Source organism: Burkholderia sp. Se-20378, from assembly GCF_017104665.1.
GTDB classification, from domain to species: Bacteria; Pseudomonadota; Gammaproteobacteria; order Burkholderiales; family Burkholderiaceae; genus Burkholderia; species Burkholderia lata.
This window is the reverse complement of sequence record NZ_JAAGPG010000736.1, coordinates 1-2,919: the sequence shown is the minus strand read 5'-3', so window position 1 is coordinate 2,919 and position 2,919 is coordinate 1. Positions and strand designations below refer to the sequence as shown.

General features: G+C 67.8%; 2 protein-coding genes. Both read right to left on the bottom strand.

The window, feature by feature from the left end:
* On the bottom strand, positions 1-1,010 hold a 1,010-nt coding region (locus G3N93_RS36815; RefSeq protein ID WP_206135224.1), incomplete at its 3' end, for a PTS transporter subunit EIIC.
* Positions 1,011-1,097: 87 nt separating this feature from the next.
* Positions 1,098-2,919 (bottom strand): phosphoenolpyruvate--protein phosphotransferase (ptsP, locus tag G3N93_RS36810; RefSeq protein ID WP_241026856.1); only part of this gene is annotated, 1,822 nt, incomplete at its 5' end.

Here is a 2,919-nt window from a genome sequence, read left to right as displayed (position 1 = left end):
CCCTTCGTCGACAGCCCGTAGTTCAGCACGTAGTCGATCGCACCGGCCGAGAACGTAAAGCCGAGCTTCACGCCGAGGATCTGGCAGATCGCGAGCGACAGCCCCGTCAGCACCGCATGGATCACGTACAGCACCGGTGCGAGGAACATGAAGCTGAATTCGATTGGCTCGGTCACGCCGGTCAGGAACGACGTGAGCGCCATCGAGAACAGCAGGCCGCCCACCATCGCGCGGCGTTCCTTCGGCGCTTCGTGCAGCATCGCCAGACACGCGGCCGGCAGGCCGAACATCATGATCGGGAAGAAACCGGCCATGAAGGTGCCCGCGGTCGGGTCGCCCGCGAAGAAGCGGTGCAGGTCGCCGTGCACGATCTCGCCGCCGGCGGGCGGCGTGAAGTTGCCGAACACGAACCATGCGAGCGAGTTGATGATGTGGTGCAGGCCCGTGACGAGCAGCAGGCGGTTCAGGAAGCCGAACACGAACGCACCGATCGCGCCCGCCGTCGTCAGCCACTGGCCGGCCGCGTCGATCAGATGCTGGACCGGCTGCCAGACGTACCCGAACGCGATGCCGAGTATCACGCAGACGAGGCCTGTGATGATCGGCACGAACCGTTTGCCGCCAAAGAACGCGAGGTAGTCCGGCAGCTTGATGTCTTTATAGCGGTTGTACAGCAGGCCCGCGACCACACCCGCGATGATCCCGGACAGCACGCCCATGTTCAGCTTGGGATCGATGTCCTTCATGATCGCGGTTTCGATCAGGTAACCGATCGCGCCCGCGAGCGCAGCGACGCCGTTGTTGTCCTTCGCGAAACCGACCGCCACGCCGATCGCGAACAGCAGCGGCAGGTTGTCGAAGATCGCACCGCCGGCGTCGGCGATCATCTTGATGTTGAACACGTCCGGCTGGCCGAGTCGCAGCAGGATGCCGGCAACCGGCAATACCGCGATCGGCAGCATCAGCGCCCGGCCCAGGCCCTGTATTTTCAGAAACGGATTCCCGTTCATTCAGTCCTCCAATCCTTGTCTCGTCATTAATCGTCGTTGAGCTAATTGCTTTCGTCGTGAAACCGGTCGCGAACCTGCCGTCGACGCTCAGTCGAGCGGCCAGACCTCGCGGCTTGCTGCCCTTACCGCCTGTGCCGAATCGAGCGCGAGCAGATCCTGCGCGCGCTGACGGCACAACTGGTAATCGAGACGGCGCACACGCGCCTTGATGCCCGGCACCGATACGGGGTCGACCGACAGCTCGGTCACGCCGAGGCCCACCAGGACCGGCACCGCGAGCGGATCGCCGCCGAGTGCACCGCACACGCCCACCCACTTGCCGTGCTTCGCGGCGCCGCGCACCGCGATGTCGATCAGGCGCAGCACGGCCGGATGCAGGCCGTCGGATTGCGCGGCCAGGTCGGCCTGGCAGCGGTCCATCGCGAGCGTGTACTGCGTCAGGTCGTTGGTGCCGATCGACAGGAAATCCGCGTGCTGCGCGAGCTGGTCGGCCAGCAGCGCGGCCGACGGCACCTCGATCATCACGCCGACCTCGATCGGTTCGGTGCGGCCCTGCGCGCGCGCGAATTCGTCGATGCGCTTTTTCAGGCGTACGAGCTCGCCCGCATCGGTGACCATCGGCAGCAGGATGCGCACCGCGCCGAACGGCTTCACCGCGAGCAGGCCCTGCAACTGATCGTCGAGCAGGTCGGGGCGCACCTGCGCGAGGCGGATGCCGCGCAGGCCGAGCGCCGGGTTCGGTTCGGGCGGCAGCGTCAGGTAGTCGACTTCCTTGTCGGCGCCGACGTCGAGCGTGCGGATGATCGCCGTGCGGCCCTGCAATGCGTCGACGATCGACTGATAGCTCTGCTGGTGTTCGACGGCCGTCGGTGCAGCCTGGCGATGGATGAACATCAGCTCGGTGCGCAACAGGCCGACTGCATCGGCGCCGTTGTCGACCGCGGTGTTCGCATCATCGAGCGTCGCGATATTCGCGGCGACTTCGATCGAGCGACCATCGACGGTCGCGGCCGCTTCACCGGCCAGTTGCCGGTTCGCCTCGCGCACGCCGTCCAGGCGCTGGCGCTCGTGCCGTGCGCGCTCGACGTCGAGTGCGGTCGGCGCGTGTTCGAGCCGGCCCGCGCTCGCATCGACGACAACCTGCGTGCCGTCCGGAATCGCGTACAGCGCATCGCCGACCGCAACCAGCGCCGGAATGCCGAGCTGCCGCGCGATGATCGCCGCGTGCGACGTCGCGCCGCCGCGCGCCATCACGAGCGCGGTCACGCGCTGGCGGTCGAGCGACGACAGGTCGGACGGCGTGAATTCCTCGGCCGCAAGCACCGCTTCGTCGGGCAGCGCACGCGCGGCACCGTTCGTGTGGCCGAGCGCGCGCAGCACGCGCTTCTCGATGTCGCGCAGGTCGGCCGCACGTTCGGCGAGCAGCGCATCGTCGAGCTTCGACAGCGTGTCGATCTGCGTGCGGATCGTCGCGCGCCATGCGAAGCCTGCGCTCTTGCCGAGGCTGATCAGGTCGCGCGCCGCGTCGATCAGCGTCGGGTCTTCCAGCAGCACGCGGTGCACCGCGAAGATGCCCGCTTCGCCGACCGCGCCGCGCGCCGATGCGTTACGCACCGTTTCGTCGAGTTCGGCGTCGACGGACTTCAGCGCCTGGTCGAGCTGGCGGCTTTCCGCGGCCGGCGTGCCGGAGGCCTGCTCGGGCGGCACGATTTCCGCGTCGTCGAGACGCACCAGCGTGCCGACCGCGATGCCGGGCGCCGCGCACACGCCTGCGAGCGTGTTCGGGTCGATGGCGGCGCCGACGTTGCGCGCGACCGTCTGCGGCGCGGGCGACTTCAGCCGCGCCGGCTTTTCTTCGACTTCACCGTGCGCTTCGCGCAGCAGCTCGTGCTCCACTGCATCGACGGCA